Source organism: Kytococcus schroeteri, assembly GCF_002847825.1.
GTDB classification, from domain to species: Bacteria; Actinomycetota; Actinomycetes; order Actinomycetales; family Dermatophilaceae; genus Kytococcus; species Kytococcus schroeteri.
Window position 1 is genome coordinate 1 of the sequence record NZ_PKIZ01000110.1, and the last position, 339, is coordinate 339.

The following is a 339-nucleotide window of genomic DNA, read 5'->3' on the forward strand; positions in this document are numbered from 1 at the left end:
CGCAAGCACACAGGCAGCAACGAGGTGGCATGCCAGCCGTGCCGGGAAGCCAATACTGAGTACAAGCGGAGGTGGCGGGAAAAGCAGCGGATGAAGGCTGAGAAGCCATCGCGCCCACAGGTTGTCTTTGAGGATGAGCGCGGTATCGATGTGGGGCGGGCGAAGAAGACGAAGACGAAAGCAGCGAGCCAAGCGGCTACTCAGCGTGGCCGCAGGTCTGAGAAGAAGAAGCCATCTACGGCCAAGACGGAGAAGATCATCGTCGCCGACGGTGGAAAAAAGGATGGGTATCCGAAGTTCCTCCGTGCTGCTGGGCGTCGGATGTGGGATGACCTGCGG

The 339-nt window shown here is 60.2% G+C and carries 1 protein-coding gene; it reads left to right on the forward strand.

The window, feature by feature from the left end:
* Positions 1 to 90: 90 nt before the first annotated feature.
* On the forward strand, positions 91 to 339 hold a 249-nt coding region (locus CYJ76_RS13000), incomplete at its 3' end, for a hypothetical protein (RefSeq protein ID WP_238138242.1).